14 protein-coding genes are annotated in these 17,958 nt (G+C 54.0%); 2 read left to right on the top strand and 12 right to left on the bottom strand.

Annotated elements, in window-relative coordinates; all coding sequences use genetic code 11:
- Positions 1–150: 150 nt before the first annotated feature.
- Together FDP13_RS15405 and FDP13_RS15410 are read right to left on the bottom strand one after the other, a co-directional pair.
- Positions 151–1,857, bottom strand: coding sequence for a methyl-accepting chemotaxis protein (locus FDP13_RS15405; protein WP_143839843.1), 1,707 nt, complete (start codon positions 1,855–1,857; stop codon positions 151–153).
- A 433-nt stretch (positions 1,858–2,290) separates the two neighbouring features.
- Positions 2,291–3,187 carry a LysR family transcriptional regulator gene (locus FDP13_RS15410; RefSeq protein WP_033575394.1) on the bottom strand — a complete coding sequence of 299 codons (897 nt, stop codon included), beginning with the start codon at positions 3,185–3,187 and terminating at the stop codon, positions 2,291–2,293.
- A gap of 110 nt (positions 3,188–3,297) precedes the next feature.
- Between FDP13_RS15410 and FDP13_RS15415 the strand changes: the two genes are divergently transcribed.
- Entirely contained in the window at positions 3,298–4,299 is a 1,002-nt protein-coding gene (locus FDP13_RS15415; RefSeq protein ID WP_033575393.1) for a zinc-binding alcohol dehydrogenase family protein, read from the top strand.
- Positions 4,300–4,391: 92 nt separating this feature from the next.
- Here the strand turns inward: FDP13_RS15415 and serA are convergent, their stop codons facing one another.
- Positions 4,392–5,624, bottom strand: coding sequence for a phosphoglycerate dehydrogenase (gene serA / locus FDP13_RS15420; RefSeq protein WP_012768284.1), 1,233 nt, complete (start codon positions 5,622–5,624; stop codon positions 4,392–4,394).
- A gap of 352 nt (positions 5,625–5,976) precedes the next feature.
- Positions 5,977–6,639, bottom strand: coding sequence for a ribose-5-phosphate isomerase RpiA (gene rpiA, locus FDP13_RS15425; RefSeq protein ID WP_027710828.1), 663 nt, complete (start codon positions 6,637–6,639; stop codon positions 5,977–5,979).
- 196 nt (positions 6,640–6,835) lie between these two features.
- Here rpiA and FDP13_RS15430 point away from each other — a divergent pair, with 196 nt between their 5' ends.
- Positions 6,836–7,729 (top strand): LysR family transcriptional regulator ArgP, encoded by an 894-nt coding sequence (locus FDP13_RS15430; RefSeq protein WP_012768282.1) that lies wholly within the window; start codon positions 6,836–6,838, stop codon positions 7,727–7,729.
- A gap of 23 nt (positions 7,730–7,752) precedes the next feature.
- On the opposite strand, the gene FDP13_RS15435 is transcribed toward FDP13_RS15430, so the two are convergent.
- The 8 genes from FDP13_RS15435 to tsgA form a co-directional block, all read right to left on the bottom strand.
- A complete protein-coding gene (locus tag FDP13_RS15435; protein ID WP_033575392.1) occupies positions 7,753–8,475 on the bottom strand; it encodes an oxidative stress defense protein in 723 nt (240 codons plus the stop codon).
- 118 nt (positions 8,476–8,593) lie between these two features.
- Positions 8,594–9,394 carry an IclR family transcriptional regulator gene (locus tag FDP13_RS15440; RefSeq protein ID WP_234424421.1) on the bottom strand — a complete coding sequence of 267 codons (801 nt, stop codon included), beginning with the start codon at positions 9,392–9,394 and terminating at the stop codon, positions 8,594–8,596.
- Between the two features lie 149 nt (positions 9,395–9,543).
- Entirely contained in the window at positions 9,544–10,422 is an 879-nt protein-coding gene (gene mscS, locus FDP13_RS15445) for a small-conductance mechanosensitive channel MscS (protein WP_012768279.1), read from the bottom strand.
- Between the two features lie 126 nt (positions 10,423–10,548).
- Positions 10,549–11,625, bottom strand: coding sequence for a class II fructose-bisphosphate aldolase (gene fbaA / locus FDP13_RS15450; RefSeq protein ID WP_012768278.1), 1,077 nt, complete (start codon positions 11,623–11,625; stop codon positions 10,549–10,551).
- 186 nt (positions 11,626–11,811) lie between these two features.
- Complete coding sequence (gene pgk, locus FDP13_RS15455) at positions 11,812–12,975, bottom strand: phosphoglycerate kinase (protein ID WP_143839844.1); 1,164 nt, start codon at positions 12,973–12,975, stop codon at positions 11,812–11,814.
- A gap of 66 nt (positions 12,976–13,041) precedes the next feature.
- Complete coding sequence (gene epd / locus FDP13_RS15460) at positions 13,042–14,058, bottom strand: erythrose-4-phosphate dehydrogenase (RefSeq protein ID WP_033575390.1); 1,017 nt, start codon at positions 14,056–14,058, stop codon at positions 13,042–13,044.
- A gap of 325 nt (positions 14,059–14,383) precedes the next feature.
- On the bottom strand, positions 14,384–16,378 hold the full coding sequence (tkt, locus tag FDP13_RS15465; protein ID WP_143839845.1) for a transketolase: 1,995 nt from the start codon (positions 16,376–16,378) through the stop codon (positions 14,384–14,386).
- A 378-nt stretch (positions 16,379–16,756) separates the two neighbouring features.
- Positions 16,757–17,950, bottom strand: a complete 1,194-nt coding sequence (tsgA, locus tag FDP13_RS15470) for an MFS transporter TsgA (protein WP_012768274.1) — start codon at positions 17,948–17,950, stop codon at positions 16,757–16,759.
- Positions 17,951–17,958: the final 8 nt, after the last annotated feature.

Below are 17,958 nucleotides of genomic sequence, written 5' to 3' on the forward strand. Positions count from 1 at the left end.
CAAAGCGAGGGCCGTTCGGATCTCAAAAACCCAGTATCCCGTTCACTCAAAACACCTTAAGTGAACGGTGTTAGCCAATTGGCGGGTTTTTCATTTGAAGATGTTCACGTCATCATCATGCGCGACGCATTGAGCCACACATGATAACCGTCAGAACGTTTCCCAATTCTGATCACTACTGCCGCCCTTACCCGCACCAATAGCCGCAACGGCAGGAATAGCCTGTACGACTGGTCGTGACGGCAACGAAGCGCGAACCGATTCATTTTCGCGGCGATGACGCAGTTTGAATACGGCGACCGCCTGAGTCAGGCGTTCCGCCTGCGATTCCAGTGAAGCCGCCGCTGCCGAAGCCTCTTGTACCAACGCCGCATTCTGCTGGGTCGTCCCTTCCATTTCCAGCACGGCTTGATTCACCTGACCAATACCCCGGCTTTGTTCATCAGATGCGGAGGCAATTTCCCCCATGATATCCGTCACACTGACGACGGCTTTCACAATCTCATCCATCGTATCACCGGCTTTGGCTACCAAGACCGACCCGTTTTCCACCAGTTTGCCGGACTCGCCAATCAGTGACTCGATTTCCTTCGCCGCCTGCGCACTGCGTTGCGCCAGGTTGCGCACTTCGCCGGCAACCACCGCAAAGCCACGCCCTTGCTCGCCGGCACGGGCCGCTTCCACCGCGGCATTGAGCGCCAGAATATTGGTCTGGAAGGCTATGCTATTGATAACACTTGTTATCTCCGAAATCTTCTTCGAACTGGAAGAGATATCCCCCATGGTTTTCACCACGTCCTGAACGATAGATCCACCCTGTTCCGCTTTGCTGGAAGCATTACGCGCCAGTTGGCTGGCATGGTTGGCGTTATCCGAGTTCTGCTTCACGGTGGAGGTCAGCTCTTCCATGCTGGCTGCCGTCTGCTCCAACGCCGCTGCCTGCTGCTCGGTACGAGAAGACAGATCGACGTTACCCGCACTAATTTCAGACGCCCCCTGGTAAATCGAGTCGGCGCCCTCACGAACAACCGTCACCGTATTTGTCAGGGACGCCTGCATATGGTGTAGATTTTGCCCCAGAATACCAATTTCGTTACGTCCCAGATCCTCTGCCGGCTGAGTCAAATCGCCCTGCGCAATCCGTTGAATGCGAGCAATCAGGACATGGATCGGCACCAGAATCGCCCGGCGAATGATCAGATAGGTCAGTGCAGCCAGTATGATCGCCAAAATGAACGATACCCCCATCAGGATATTCCCCAGACGTGCATTCCCGGCAGCTTGCGCATTGATGTTGTTTGCATGATCCGTCAGGTATTTCACTTCCTTACGCACCTGAACGGCGTAATTGGTATCTAACTGACGCGCCAGCGTCGTCTCCAGCTCAATGGTGTTTTCGAATTCGCCATTACGCACAAAATCCACCATCGGCACCATCACTTTGTCCCGATAAGCGATATAGTGCGTGGTCAAATCAGCATCGAGCGACTTCTCTTCGCTCGATTTATCGGTACGCGCCATATAGTCGTCAAAACGCTTCTGCGAGCTTTTGATACGCTCAGCGCCTTCAGCAAAGGCCTGCTTAAAGGAATCAGTATCACCAATACGCGACGACGCTACCGCCTGGATGAGTAACTGACGGGAAACACGAAAGTTATCCATGCTGCTGCTGATCCCGGCCCGGATCTCAGACACCAGATTAGCCCGCTCCAGAGAAGCATTACTCTGTTTGAGAAAATAGCTGGCAGTACCAATTGAGAGGGCAAACAGCGCCAGAATAATGGTTAACAGGGTGATAAACAGCGTCACAAGACGAATATTATTTATGGAGGAAATATTTCCTTTTTGTTCTGCCATTCCGATTTCTCACTTTCACTACAAGATGCCGATCACTTCCACGATATAAACCGCAGAAGCACGTATAGCTTTGCGCCATTCACGATTCCCTGACAAACCACCGGCCACCATCACATCAATGCCCGGTAAAGCAGCGAACGTCACACAGGACCAGTAAAAACAAAACAACATTTTATTTTAATTGTATTGTTGTTTCTTTAAAAAAGAAAAACCGTGACGACTGTAACATGCTCTACGGATAAGTGGTCAACAGAAACGATCAAGTTCCTTTTTATGGTGGGTTCGTCGATGCATTTAGCAGGGATATAAGCCGAAAAGATACGTTTATGCTCAAAACGCAGATCATGATAATTGATGAAAGAGTTATTGTTCTCAGCTAAAGAATCAGCATTGGAAACCACTGCATCCAACACTATAGGAAACGGTGTAGCGCCTAATGTGATGAATAATCGCACAGTGCATCAAACCCCACGGCAAAATCAATAAAGCAATTGAGAGCGGGTGAGTTCAATTTTCGACCTGGGTAAATCAAATAGAGATCATTGGTATCCGCCTGCCATTCGGGCAACAGGCAAACTAATTCGCCCCGGTCCAGCGGCTCGCGGCACAAAAATGTCGGCAACAGCGTAATACCGCCGTCAGCCAGCGCACAGGCCCGTGCATACAACAGATTGTCGGTAATGTGTGATTGCGGCAACCGCCAGAGAAAATACTCTGTTTCACGATGAAATCCCCATTCCGGCCAGGCCCGGTGTGTAATACACCGATGCGACTGCAGGTCTCGCGGGTGCATAATCGGCGCGAACCCGGCCAGATACGCTGCCGAAGCAACCAGATAATGCGGCACTTGTCCCAGAGATCGACCAATAAGGGAAGAATCTTGCGGCTTACCGGTACGCAGCGCAACGTCAAACCCCTCTTCCACCAAATCAATCACCCGATCGGCAACAACGATATCCAGCGAGACGGCCGGGAAACGTAGCTGAAACTCCGCAGTTAACCGGGCCAACAGTGTGGCGCCCAGGCCGGCGGGAGCGGTGATCCGCAAGCGCCCGCTAGGGTTATTGCGCAAGTGCAGCATCGCCATCTCAGCGCGCTCACTGGCTTGCCGCATTTCTCGACAATGCACCAGATAACGTTCGCCGGCAAAAGTCAGGTTGAGTTTGCGGGTTGTACGATTGAATAGCCTCAAGCCCAGAGCCTGCTCCAGTTGACTGATCCGCAGGCTAAGGCTCGACTTGGCCATGCCGGCCTGTCTGGCCGCTTCGGTAAAACTGCCGCATTCCGCCACCAGAGCGAATAGCGCCATATCCTGTAATTGTTTGAACATAATTGTTCTTCTCAATCGAACACATCGTTAGTTATTGTCCATCTTATCAGCACTATCGACAGGTTCTACACTGTCACCCAAGCCAACCCGTAACGATGGAACAATAAATCATGACAGTAAGAGCCATTGCCGTTGACCCCAGAAAACCCGAGAACTTCGTAGAAATCACAGCTGAATTACCGCAACCCGGTGAACATGACCTGCTGGTAGCCGTAAAAGCCGTGTCGGTTAACCCGGTCGATACCAAAGTACATGCGCGTTTATGCAGAGACGGTCTGGAACATCCACGCATTCTCGGCTGGGATGCCAGTGGGATAGTGGTAAAAACCGGCTCAGCCGTACAAGGTTTCAAAGCAGGAGACGAAGTTTGGTACGCCGGCGATATCACCCGTGCCGGCAGCAACAGCACGCATCAATTGATTGATGCTCGCCTCGCGGCGCACAAACCGGCGTCGCTGGACTGGGCTGAAGCCGCCGCCCTGCCGTTAACCGCGCTGACGGCCTGGGAAGGGCTATTCGAGCATCTGAATATTCAGAACGCGGCAAAAGGCAAAACGCTGCTGATTATCGGCGGAGCCGGCGGCGTCGGCTCACTGGCCATTTCGCTGGCGGCTCAACGCAGTGAAGTGACGGTTATCGCAACGGCTTCTCGTCCTGATTCCGCACAATGGTGCCGTGAACGGGGCGCGCATCGGGTCGTGGATTATCGCCATCTGGTCGATGAGTTGAAGAAACAGAACATTGAGCAGGTCGATTACATATTCTGCCTGAATGACACCGACGGCCACTGGGACGCCATCAGCCGGTTAATCGCCCCGATGGGACATATCTGTACCATCGTCGAAAATACACAACCGCTGGACCAGAATCTGCTGAAGCTGAAAAGCGCTGCGCTTCATTGGGAGTTCATGTTTACCCGTAGTATGTTTTCTACGCCGGATATGGCACGTCAGGGAGAGATTCTGCATGAGGTGGCGCACTTGGTAGATAGCGGCACATTGCAGGGCACCCTCAGCCAGACTTTTAGCGGATTAACGACCGAGACGCTGAAGCAGGCGCACGAGGCGGTACTGGACGGCCATATGCGCGGTAAGGTGGTCATCACGCTGTAAATGAGAAAGACAGACGTAAAAAAGCCAGCCTGTCCGGGCTGGCTTCCTCATTAGACCGACTTGTCGGTTACACCCGGCAAGTCACCCGCGACTCAGAACAGCAGGCGGGCACGAATAGTGCCGGGGATGGCTTTCATCAGTTGCAACGCGGTATCAGCGCCGTCAGTTTCCACGTCGATAACCACATAACCGATGGTCGGGCTGGTCTGCAGATATTGCGCCGCAATGTTGATGCCCTGCTCGGCAAAGATGTTGTTAATCTGCGTCATGATGCCGGGACGGTTCTCATGAATGTGCAGCAGACGGCTGGCGCGATCACTGTGCGTCGGCAGCGATACTTCCGGGAAATTAACGGCAGACAAGGTAGAACCGTTATCCGAGTATTTCACCAGTTTCCCGGCAACCTCTTCGCCAATATTCTCCTGCGCTTCTTCGGTAGAGCCACCGATATGCGGCGTCAGAATCACGTTATCGAACTCACACAGCGGTGATAGGAACGGGTCGCTATTGGTCGCCGGCTCCTGCGGGAACACGTCGATAGCCGCACCGGAAAGATGCTTGCTGGCCAGCGCGTTGCTCAGCGCCGGAATATCGACCACCGTACCACGTGATGCGTTGATCAAAATCGAACCCGGTTTCATCAGCGCCAGCTCGTCGGCGCCGATCATATTCTGGGTGCTATCGGTTTCCGGCACATGCAGACTGACCACATCGCTCATGTTCAGCAGATCGGACAAATGACGCACCTGTTGGGCGTTACCCAACGGCAATTTGCTTTCGATATCGTAGAAATAGACGTGCATCCCCAGGCTTTCGGCCAAAATCCCCAGTTGGGTGCCGATGTGGCCATAGCCAATGATACCCAGCTTTTTGCCGCGGGCTTCAAAACAACCGACCGCCTGCTTGTGCCAGATGCCGCGGTGAGCTTTGGCGTTAGCCATCGGAATGCCGCGCATCAGCAGCAGCAATTCACCGATCACCATTTCAGCCACGGAACGGGTATTGGAAAAAGGTGCGTTGAAGACCGGAATACCACGCTTGGTCGCCGCCGACAGCTCAACCTGATTAGTTCCGATGCAAAAACAACCTACCGCTACCAGTTTCTCAGCGGCGGCGAAAATCTCTTCCGTTAGGTGCGTGCGCGATCGAATCCCCACAAAGTGCGCATCGCGAATCGATGCTTTCAACGCTTCCGGGTCAAGCGCCCCCTTATGGTATTCAATATTGGTGTAACCTGCAGCGCGCAGATTTTCCAGCGCGTTCGGGTGCACCCCTTCCAGCAGCAGAAACTTAATCTTGTCTTTTTCCAGTGATACCTTTGCCATTTCCCGACCTTATTTTCAGACTTCAGATATGACGGTTTGCAAACCGGTCTGTGCAAACATAACAAAAAATACGCAAGCGGCAATACAAACGATTGCCTGCCCCGTTTTTTATCATCCCCCTTCCCGGGCTGTTTCATGGCAAAAAATACTGCCAACCAGCAACTGAGCCACACAGGCATGATACGAAATAAGAAAAACTGATATTAAGTACCAAAAATGAGCCGTTAGAGGAAGCCGGATTTTTTAGATAAAAAAATCCGGCCCACCAACGTGACCGGATCCTTGAAAAAATAACGAACCGCTGTTTCAGGAACAGGTGATTCAAGTCATCTTATTTCAGACGGACTGTTTTTTATTTTAGACGGACTGTTTTCACTCCATCGGCGGTTCCCACCAGCGCGACATCCGCCCCGCGGTTAGCGAACAACCCCACGGTTACCACGCCAGCCAGACCATTGATACGGTTCTCCATCGCCACGGCATCGGACAGATCCATGTTGTGTACATCCAAAATAATGTTGCCGTTATCGGTGACGACACCGTCGCGATACACCGGTTGCCCACCCAGTTTGACCAGTTCCCGGGCAACATACGCCCGCGCCATCGGGATCACTTCAACGGGCAACGGGAAACGCCCCAGCACATCCACCTGTTTGGATGCATCAACGATACACACAAACTGACGAGCGATCGCCGCGATGATTTTCTCCCGCGTCAGCGCCGCACCGCCGCCTTTGATCATCTGCATGTGTGGGTTGATTTCATCCGCGCCATCGACATAAACGTCAAGCGCATCTACGTCATTACAATCAAAAACCGGGATCCCCAGACTTTTGAGTTTGGCGGTCGAGGCGTCCGAGCTCGAGACGGCGCCTTCAATCTGATGTTTGATCGACCCCAATGCGTCGATAAAATGCGCGGCGGTAGAACCCGTCCCCACGCCAACAATAGTACCGGGGCGAACATAATCGAGTGCAGCCCAGCCAACGGCTTTTTTCAGTTCATCCTGTGTCATGATGTGCTTGTGCCTATAGCGACGAAAACGTGTGCGTATTATAGGGCATGGCATGTTCAAAAGGAGAGCTTTGCCCGCCCGGCACGGTAATATTTCAGCCTCACCGCGGCAGGTCGGACGATTTTTTTCGGCGATACCTCACAAAAATGTGGCATATTGCCAAACATCGTTTTTACGCAAAGGAATCATCACCTTCATGAAACGCCCGGACTATCGCACGCTTCAGGCGCTGGACGCCGTGATCCGTGAACGTGGCTTTGAACGCGCCGCACAAAAACTCTGTATTACGCAGTCCGCCGTCTCGCAGCGTATTAAACAGTTGGAGAACCTGTTTGGCCAGCCGCTGCTGGTGAGAACGATTCCGCCGCGTCCGACCGAGCAAGGGCAGAAGTTGCTGGCGTTATTGCATCAGGTGGAGTTGCTGGAAGAAGAGTGGCTGGGCAACGAAAACAGCAATGAAACGCCGTTGTTGCTGTCTCTGGCGGTCAACGCCGACAGTCTGGCGACCTGGCTATTGCCTGCCCTTCAACCGGTACTGGTGGATTCGCCGATCAGGTTGAACTTGCAGGTCGAAGACGAAACCCGTACCCAGGAGCGCTTACGACGGGGGGAAGTGGTGGGTGCCGTCAGTATTCAGCCACAGCCGTTGCCGAGCTGTCTGGTGGATAAACTGGGGGCGCTGGATTATCTGTTCGTCGCTTCGCCGGGATTCGCCGACCGCTACTTTCCTAACGGTGTAACGCGCTCCGCACTGCTGCGCGCGCCGGTCGTGGCTTTCGACCACCTGGACGACATGCATCAGGCATTTTTGCAGCAAAATTTCGACTTGCCGCCGGGTAGCGTGCCCTGCCACATTGTTAACTCATCCGAAGCCTTCGTACAGCTCGCCCGTCAGGGGACCACCTGCTGTATGATCCCTCACTTACAGATCGAACGTGAGCTGGCGAATGGCGAGCTGATCGATCTGACGCCGGGGCTGTTCCAGCGCCGTATGCTTTATTGGCATCGCTTCGCGCCGGAAAGCCGGATGATGCGGCAAGTCACCGACGCTCTGCTTACACACGGACGTCAGGTACTGCGTCAGTCCTGATGCAGAACAGCGCTGCGCCCGAATCAGGGCGCTCGCTGCAGTTCAAAGACCACATCCACCTGGTCGTCAAAGTGAATCGTCCGCTGTTCATAGGTTTGCGAGACCTCACTTTGCGCTACCATGTCAGCCGTTTTGAACATACGGGCAACCGGCACCGGTTGGTAATTAGCCACATGATAACGGATGCTGTAGACCGGCCCCAGCGAGGCATTAAACCCAGCAGCCAGCGACTGCGCCTGTAACGTCGCCTGCTCTATCGCCTTTTTACGTGCCTGCTCACGATAAACATCCGGATTAGCAACCCCCAGCTCCACCGACCGAATCTCATTGAGACCGGATTTGAGCGCACCATCCAGCAATTCATTGAGCTTGTCCAACTGACGCAACGTCACCTCAACCTGACGCACAGCCCGATAGCCTTTCAGCACCGAACCGCCATTTTTCAGGTAGTCGTACTCCGGTTGTGTGCGCAGGTTGGCGGCATTGATATCTTTCTTATCGATGCCGCTTTTATCCAGAAACGCGAAATATTGCGCGACCCGCTCATCCACCTGTTTTTTGGCATCGGACACCTCCTTGGATGATACGTTGACTTCTATCGCCAGCCGGGCAATATCCGGCGTCGCATCAACGCTGGCGGTACCGGACGTCACAATGTGCGGGCCGCCGGGTAATTCATTACCGGCCTGAACCGCCATCGACGACAGACCGAGCAGCGCAGACAATGCCAAAACTTTCAGCTTCACGGTATCCCCTTTCTCTTTGTGAGTGAATGACAAAGCCTACTCTGAGCAGGCTGCATTCAATATAGGCGAATATCCGAATACCGGGTTAAGCAGCGTATGGCCGGCTGAAAAATGGCGTCTATGTCGGCGGCGTAAACCCCAACTCGAGGGAGATGTTTCGGGCCGTTTCCCGTAATGGCGCAACCAACGTCTCAATCCCAATCTGCTGCAATCGCGCCATCGACAAGGAAATGGAAACGGCATAAGGCACACGATGCTGAATATCAAACACCGGCGCGGAAATGCAGGAAACGCCCAGTTCATTCTCTTCCCTGTCCATCGCCAGCCCCTGACGCCGGATCTCCGCCAGTTCCTGTCGCATGGCCGACAACTCAACAATGGTATTGTCAGTCAGGGGACAAATACTGTTCTGATGGGTACGCCAGTATTCAGCCGGATAATCATCCGTACCATAAGCCATGAAAATTTTGCCCATCGCCGAAGTGTGCAAAGGCATGTGTTGGCCGATATAGGCGCGGGTGCGCATCATGCCGGTGGTCGGCTCCAGCTTATAAATCAAAATGGCGTGATCGTCTTCACGCGTTGAGAAATTGACGGTTTCTCCTACCGTCAGGTTCAGCGCCTCAAGGTGCGGCACCGCTACATGCAACACATTTAACGACGAAAGCGCCTTCTGGCCGATAGCGATAAACTTGGTGGTCAGGCGATAGCTGCCGGGCTGGCGGGCGGGCACGACGTAACCGCATCCGGCAAGCCCCTGCAACAACCGGTGGACGGTACTTTTATTCATCCCGGACAACTCGGCAATACGCGCCAGCGGGCACCCGTTAGGATAGTCGCTGAGTATTTCGATCAACTGTAAACCGCGAAACAGGCTTTGACTTCCCAACGGTTTTTCCGCTTTCACCTCGTCATCAATGCTATGTTCATTTATCACGTCTGAGCTTCCTCTCATTACGCCCGTCAGGACATCAACCTCTGCCGGGACGAAGACCATCATGAAACAGCATGTTATGCGATGCAATAGAGGAAACGGCCTACGTCCTGTTGCCGATACCGGCTGGAACGTTACAGCGTCGGCGTTTCTTGTGACCCCGTCCGGTTACAAGCATGGTGCAGATGCACATCCATCTGCGGGTAAGGAATACCGATACGGTGCTCATCCAGCGCCCGTTTGAAATTTTCCAGCAAATCCCAGTACACCACGGCGGCGTCACCGTTGGTCGTCCATACGCGAACCACGAAATTGAGTGAGGACGGCCCCATCTCATTGAGCCGAATGGTGACGTCTTTATCACGCAGAATGCGGTTATCCGCCGCGACGATATCGCCCAGCACGTTTTTTACCACGTCGATATCAGCGTCATACGCCACACCGACAATTATTTCAGTACGGCGATTCGGTTCACGGGAACTGTTGATAATATTACCGACGATGATCTTGCCATTCGGCACCACGATGACCTTGCCGTCGGCGGTCAGTAGTGTAGTGGAAAAAATCTGCACCTGCGTCACGGTGCCGGCGATCCCGCCCAGATCGACCGACTCGCCGGTACGGAACGGTCTAAACATGACCAGCAGCACGCCGGCGGCAAAGTTCGACAGTGAACCCTGCAACGCCAGGCCAACCGCCAAGCCAGCGGCGCCCAATACGGCGATAACCGATGCCGTCTGCACGCCGACCCGGCTTAACGCCGCGATCAGCGTAAAAGCAATGATCCCGTAACGTACTAACGCCGATAGAAAATCCGCTACCGTGACGTCAATACCACGAGCAACCATCAGCCGATTCATCGTATTCGACATCATACGGGCGATAAGCATCCCGGCACACAGAATCACCAGCGATGCGACAACATTCACGCCATACTGCAACAAGATATGTTGATTATCCACCAGCCAGCTCTGCAGGCGACCTACGCTTTCGGCTACGTTGAGTTCTTCCATCTGCTCGCTCCTGTCAGCATGATTCGCGTTATCTGTGCGCAGATAAAATTAAGGCTCCCGCAGGAGCCTTAGTCAAATTATCGATTAATCAAATTATCGATTAAACAATCACAACCGGTTCGATAATTACAGTACGTCGACCGCGTTCAGTTCTTTAAACGCTTGTTCCAGACGCGCCACCATGCTCACCTGGCCGGCACGCAACCAGACACGCGGGTCATAGTATTTCTTGTTCGGCTTGTCGTCGCCTTCCGGGTTACCCAACTGGCCCTGCAGATAAGCTTCGTTTTTCTTGTAGTAGTTCAGGATGCCTTCCCAGGTGGCCCACTGGGTGTCGGTGTCGATATTCATCTTCACCACACCATAGCTGACCGCCTCGGCGATTTCTTCTGCAGAAGAGCCGGAACCGCCGTGGAATACGAAGTCCAGGCTGTTGTGCGGCAGGTTGAATTTCTTGGAGACATACTCCTGAGAGTTATGCAGGATTTTCGGCGTCAGTTGCACGTTACCCGGCTTGTAAACACCGTGTACGTTACCGAAGGATGCCGCGATGGTGAAACGCGGGCTGATGGCGTTCAGTTTTTCGTAGGCATAAGCCACGTCTTCCGGCTGAGTATACAGCGCAGAGTTGTCCAGGTGGCTGTTGTCCACGCCGTCTTCTTCACCGCCGGTGCAACCCAGTTCGATTTCAAGCGTCATGTCCAGTTTGGCCATGCGAGCCAGATATTTGCTGCAAATCTCGATGTTTTCTTCCAGAGACTCTTCAGACAGGTCGATCATGTGAGAAGAGAACAGCGGTTTACCGGTAGCGGCATAATGCTTCTCGCCGGCATCCAGCAAGCCGTCCAGCCACGGCAGCAGTTTTTTCGCGCAATGGTCGGTGTGCAAAATCACCGGAATGCCATAGTGCTCAGCCATCTGGTGTACATGATGAGCGCCAGAAATCGCACCCAAAATTGCCGCCTGCTGACCTTCAGCTTTCAGGCCCTTACCGGCAGTAAATACAGCACCGCCGTTGGAGAACTGAACGATTACCGGCGCGCGCACTTTGGCTGCGGCTTCAAGAACGGCGTTAATAGAGTCGGTACCGACACAGTTAACGGCTGGCAGTGCAAAGTTATTTTCTTTGGCAATTGCGAATACTTTCTGAACGTCATCACCGGTGATGACACCAGGTTTTACGAAATCAAAGATTTTAGACATGTCACGTGTCCTGTTTCGTTGGCCGTGGAGGGTTAGAGATTTGTCTGTTACTACATTACCGACATAACCGAGATTGTGCCGGCATCATTCCGATTTACTGCACGATTTACCTGCTGGTTGCCCGGCCGGCGGCCGGGCAACCGGAAGCGGGAAATATGCCCGCTTCGGATAACTGATTAAAACCGCTTACTGACGAGCACGCTCTTCCAGCATGACCACCGCCGGCAGTTTTTTGCCTTCCACAAACTCCAGGAAAGCGCCGCCACCGGTAGAAATATAGGAGATCTTGTCGGCAATGCCGAACAGATCGATCGCCGCCAGCGTATCGCCGCCGCCTGCGATGGAGAATGCATCGCTGTTGGCGATGGCATTAGCGATGATCTCCGTACCTTTACGGAAGTTCGGGAATTCGAATACGCCGACCGGGCCGTTCCACAAAATGGTTTTGGCGTTTTTCAGAATATCAGCCAGACGCTCTGCGGACACATCGCCCAGGTCCAGAATCTGTTCATCATCTTTAATCGCGGCAACAGATTTCAATGTCGCGGCAGCAGTTTCGGAGAATTCCGTCGCCACGCGCACATCGCTCGGTACTGGAATATCGCAAGTTTCCAGCAGTTTTTTCGCTTCTGGAATCAGTTCCGCTTCGTACAGCGATTTACCGACGTTATGGCCCTGAGCCGCTACGAAGGTATTGGCGATGCCGCCGCCGACGATCAACTGGTCGGCGATTTTGGACAGCGAGTCCAGCACGGTCAGTTTAGTTGAGACTTTAGAACCGCCGACGATAGCCACCATCGGACGAGCCGGATTACCCAATGCTTTACCCAGCGCTTCCAGTTCGTCGGACAACAGCGGGCCGGCACAGGCGATCGGCGCGAACTTGCCCACACCATGAGTTGAGGCCTGCGCACGGTGTGCAGTACCGAACGCATCCATCACGAATACGTCGCACAGCGCCGCGTATTTTTTGGACAGCACTTCGTCGTCTTTCTTCTCGCCTTTGTTGAAGCGGACGTTTTCCAGCACGACCAGCTCGCCTTCAGCCACGTCAACGCCGTCCAGGTAATCTTTCGCCAGACGCACCGGTGAAGACAGGCGATCTTTCAGGTAGTTCACTACCGGCAGCAGGGAGAATTCTTCGTTGTACTCGCCTTCGGTCGGGCGGCCCAGATGGGATGTCACCATCACGCGGGCACCCTGCTTCAGGGCGATTTCAATGGTCGGCAGGGAAGCGCGGATGCGGGCGTCAGACGTCACTTTGCCATCTTTAACCGGCACGTTCAGATCCGCACGGATCAGCACGCGTTTGCCAGCCAGATCCAGATCGGTCATCTTAATTACAGCCATGGTGAATCCTCTCGTTGATTCTCTTTAAAGTTGCTTGAGTGAGGTGCCGTTTACCGGCACCGCCTATCAGAAACCGCAGGCTGCCATCGCCCGTGTTGTGTCCAACATCCGGTTGGCAAAGCCCCATTCGTTATCGCACCAGACCAGCGTCTTGATCAGATGCCCTCCGCTGACCCGGGTTTGCGTCCCATCCACTATCGCACTATGCGGATCGTGGTTGAAATCCACTGAGACCAACGGCAAATCGGTATAGTCAACTATACCACGAAATGTATTCTGCGCTGATTGACGAAACAGCGTATTGATTTCACTTACGTTTACCGAATTTTTCACGCTGACGCTAAGATCGATGGCCGTCACATTGATGGTTGGCACCCGCACCGAAATCGCCTCGAAACGGTCTTCGAATTTCGGAAAGAAACGGGTAATGCCTACCGCCAGCTTCGTATCCACCGGGATGATCGACTGACTGGCGGCACGGGTGCGCCGCAGATCATGGTGATAAGCGTCGATCACCGGCTGGTCGTTCATCGACGCGTGGATCGTGGTCACGGTACCGCTCTCGATGCCATACGCATCATCCAGCAGCTTGATAATCGGAATAATACAGTTGGTGGTGCAGGAGGCGTTGGATACCACACGATGCGTTGGCCGCAAATCCTGATGATTAACGCCGTACACAATGGTGGCGTCAAGATCCGGCGCACCGGGGTGAGAAAACAGCACTTTCTTCGCGCCCGCCGCCAGATGGGCTTCACCATCGGCGCGGCTGCCGTACGCACCGCTGCAATCCAGCACGATATCGACACCGAGTTCTCCCCACGGCAGGGAACGGAGATCCGACTCATGCAGCAGACGGATAGTATCATCCCCTACCGATAAGCGATCGCACTCCTGACGGATATCCCACGAAAAACGGCCGTGGCTGCTGTCGTACTTGAGCAAGTGGGCAATCCCTTCGGCGTTGGCCAGCTCATTAATCGCCACCACCGTAATTTCGGCTCGCCTGCCGGACTCATACAACGCGCGCAGAACGCTGCGACCTATGCGCCCAAAGCCATTTATCGCAATACGGATTGTCATGAAATTCCCTGTGTAGTGATAAAAGCATTGCGCATCATAGAATAATCAGTACGTCGTCAGGAATAAACCGCTTGTTGCACAAGGTACGTCGCTACTCGGAACCACGGTGTAAGTATGCTGCCAAACACCGTCACACCAACAACTGAAACGCTTCAGCTAGCATAAACGAATTGCCTGGCAAAAGAAATATGGCGGCGGGGAGGATGCCGGAAGGGTGATCTGCGTCAAAAAATTATCGCACAGTTTGTTCAGCTAATGCAGGCAGGATCAAAAAAGGCCGGGAAACGATCCCGACCTTACAAGAACGGTTAACGACGCGATGTGCTTATTTCAGCAGCGCTTTCGCCTTCGCCACCACGTTGTCGGTGGTGAAGCCAAATACGTCGAACAGTTTTTCCGCCGGTGCGGATTCGCCAAAGCTTTCCATACCCACAATCGCGCCATTCAGGCCGACGTACTTGTACCAATAATCAGCAATACCGGCTTCGATCGCCACACGGGCGGCCACCGCAGACGGCAGCACCGCTTCACGGTAGGCCGCATCCTGTTTGTCGAACGCATCGGTAGACGGCATAGATACCACGCGCGCCTTGACGCCTTCGTCAGTCAGCTTCTGCCAGGCCGCAACCGCCAGTTCCACTTCAGAACCGGTCGCGATAAGAACCAGCTGCGGCTGGCCGCCGCCGTCTTTCAGCACATAAGCGCCTTTAGCGACATCGGCCAACTGTTGTGCAGTACGCTCCTGCTGCGCCAGGTTCTGGCGAGACAGAATCAGCGCGGTCGGGCCGTCTTTACGCTCGATAGCGTATTTCCAGGCTACCGCAGTTTCAACCTGATCGGCCGGGCGCCAGGTGCTCATGTTCGGCGTCACACGCAGGCTGGCCAGTTGCTCCACCGGCTGGTGGGTCGGGCCATCTTCGCCCAGACCAATGGAGTCATGGGTGTAGACATAAATGCTGCGCACTTTCATCAACGCCGCCATACGCACCGCATTACGGGCATATTCGACGAACATCAGGAAGGTAGCGGTGTACGGCAAGAAGCCGCCGTGCAGCGTGATACCGTTGGCGATGGCGGTCATGCCGAATTCGCGCACCCCGTAGTGGATGTAGTTGCCTGCCGGGTCTTCGTTCAGTGCCTTGGAACCGGACCAAATCGTCAGGTTACTCGGCGCCAGGTCGGCGGAGCCGCCCAGGAATTCCGGCAGCAGCTTGCCATAAGCTTCCAGCGCATTCTGCGAAGCTTTACGGCTGGCGATCTTGGCCGGGTTAGCCTGCAGTTGTTCGATAACCTTCGTCGACTCTGCCTGCCAGTTAGCCGGCAGTTCACCGTTCACGCGACGGGTGAATTCAGCAGCCAGTTCCGGATAAGCGCTGGCGTAAGCATTGAACGCCTGTTGCCAGGCCGCTTCTTTGCTCTCACCGGCTTTGCGGGCATCCCAGGCGGCGTAGATATCGGCCGGGATTTCAAACGGACCGTATTTCCAGCCCAGTTGTTCGCGGGTAGCGGCCACTTCGGCATCGCCCAGCGGTGCGCCGTGGGAATCATGAGTACCGGCTTTGTTCGGCGAACCGAAACCAATCACGGTTTTGCACAGCAGCAGCGACGGTTTGTCAGTCACGCCCTGTGCTTCGTTGATCGCGCGCTGAATAGCGTCGGCGTCATGGCCGTCGATACCACGCACCACATGCCAGCCGTAGGATTCAAAACGCACGGCGGTGTCATCGGTAAACCAGCCGTCGATGTGGCCGTCGATGGAAATGCCGTTATCGTCGTAGAACGCGATCAGTTTACCCAGCTTCAGAGTCCCGGCCAGCGAACAGGCTTCATGGGAAATCCCTTCCATCATGCAACCATCACCCAGGAAGACATAGGTGTGATGATCAACGATGTCATGGCCCGGACGGTTGAACTGCGCCGCCAGCGTGCGTTCGGCAATCGCCATACCCACCGCGTTGGCGATCCCCTGCCCCAGCGGACCGGTGGTGGTTTCCACGCCCGGTGTATAGCCCACTTCCGGGTGGCCCGGCGTTCTGGAATGCAACTGGCGGAAGTTTTTCAGTTCTTCAATCGGCAGAGAGTAACCCGTCAGGTGCAGCAGGCTGTAGATCAACATGGAGGCATGACCGTTGGACAGCACGAAGCGATCGCGGTTAGCCCAGTGCGGGTTGGCCGGGTTGTGGTTCAGGTGGTCGCGCCACAATACTTCAGCGATATCCGCCATACCCATGGGTGCGCCCGGATGACCAGATTTGGCCTTCTGCACGCCATCCATACTCAACGCACGGATAGCATTGGCAAGTTCTTTACGAGAGGACATGCTTTACTCCAGATCGGATTGAACAGTTGCCCGTTGAACATAAAACATATTAATCAATGCGTTAGCTCAAAAAGGCAAAGAAAAGATATTCACAAATGTACATGAAAACCCGGCCGATTGCACATGGAACAGCAAGCGAAAAAAACGCACGAATCTGCTGACATACAGGCCGGATAACAGGCATTCCCTTTCATCAGGGCGGTTTTATCCGCCTCAACTCACACGATGCAGCAGCTTTACCTGTTTACACTCCCCCTTTTCCTATCACGATAAAGCGACGGGAGTCATGCCGGCGTCGTCGTCTTCGGATAATTAAAGACGTAAAAAAGGGCGCCCCACAGGGCACCCCTTCGAGATGATTGATGAATCGGTCTTGGATTAGTGTGCAGCCGCTTCATGCCCATGCAGGCGATGACGGGTAACGAACCCCAGCAATAAGCACATGACGAATACCACAAAGTACAAGCCGTTCGCCGTCACCAGCGCCGCATGTACGCCGAAATGTTCGACGATCGGCCCGGTAACGATAAAGGTCAACATGGTCCCCACCGTCCCGCACGTCAGAATGAAGTTCACCAGTTTTGGCGACGGCACTTTGGTTTGCTGAGACCCCAGGGTAATCAGTGTGGTGTAGATAGCGCTGGAAATAAAACCCAGACCGAAGATGAAGTATTTCAGTAATTGCGGTTGATCGCTGCTCACAAACAGGTACATCGCCCCGGTGGCCAGAATAGCCAGTACCGTCACGACACGCTGCAAATCGAAAAACTTGAGCACAAAGCTGAACACCCACATACCAATCATATATGACGTCCAGAAGCTGCTGACCAGTTCGCCGGCATCGCCGATGCTCAAACCGAAGGATTTGGTCACGTATTCCGGCACCCACTGAATAAACGCCAGTTGCCCCAGGATGTAGCACAGCGCGGCGATAGACAGAAATACCACGCCAAAGCCCCATTTTTCTGTCTCTGCCGCGACATTCCGGGCACTGGCTTTATCCGCACCAATGGCGGGAAAATCAGACAACAGCGTCAGTACCAGAATCGCCACATACAACAGCCCGATACAGGCGTAAATCCAGTACCAGCCGAAATGACGAGACAATAACGCCGCCGCCACAATCGGGAAAATCATACCGGCCATACTGAAAAAGGAATCGGTAAACAACAGCCGGGCGCCGCGCTGACGGCCGGAATAAAGTTGTGTAATCAGGAAAGTACCGATCGACATGGTAATACCGCTGACTACGCCCAGCGTAAACATACAAGCGGAAAACACCGCCAGCGATTTACCCACAAACAGCCCGATAATCGACAGGACGATCAGAATGAAACCGAAAACCAGCTGCTTTTTCAGCGGGAAGATATCCATCAACCACACATTCAAAAAGATCGACAGCAAAATACCGGCATTCAGAAACGTAAAGGTATTGCTCATATTGGCTATCGGGACATTGAAATACTGGGCGATATCGCCCATGACCATGCCGGTCACGATAACCAGCGCACCGGTCAACGCATAGGAAAAGCAGCTGGTGAAAAATAGCCGCTGACGATTGAGATCAGACATATACCCTT

Origin of the sequence: Dickeya sp. ws52 (genome assembly GCF_007210685.1) — a bacterium.
In the GTDB taxonomy this organism is placed as follows: domain Bacteria; phylum Pseudomonadota; class Gammaproteobacteria; order Enterobacterales; family Enterobacteriaceae; genus Dickeya; species Dickeya chrysanthemi.